Origin of the sequence: Delftia sp. JD2 (assembly GCF_001682645.1) — a bacterium.
GTDB classification, from domain to species: domain Bacteria; phylum Pseudomonadota; class Gammaproteobacteria; order Burkholderiales; family Burkholderiaceae_C; genus Comamonas; species Comamonas acidovorans.
The window spans coordinates 1-324 of the sequence record NZ_LFJT01000161.1 but is presented as its reverse complement, the minus strand read 5'-3'; the positions used below and the strand labels follow the sequence as shown (position 1 = coordinate 324).

1 protein-coding gene is annotated in these 324 nt (G+C 69.8%); it reads right to left on the bottom strand.

The features are described 5' to 3' along the window. A partial coding sequence (locus ACM14_RS30290) for a hypothetical protein (protein WP_139093549.1) occupies positions 1 to 324 on the bottom strand: 324 nt, incomplete at both ends.

The following is a 324-nucleotide window of genomic DNA, read 5'->3' as shown; positions in this document are numbered from 1 at the left end:
TCGCTGTAGTGGTAGAGCTGGCGGCGCCCGAAGCGGTCGATCTGGGCCATGAGGCGCCAAGGGCCATCGACAGGTTCACCGGGCGCAGGACCAAATCCCCAGAGCGTGTCGCCATCGCCGCTGACCGCAAGGATGGCTTGCGGGTTGCGCACCAGTGCCTGCTCCACATGCGACCAGCGCGGGTTCGCAGCCCAGGGCGCTGTGCCGCCGTCCGGCTCCGTGCTGCCGCCGCGCAGCAGCCAGATGTCTTCGCTGGCACTGTGCAGCTGGCCGCCCGGCACCAGAGGCTGGTCGAAGGTGATGACGCGGCCGCTGGCATCCAGC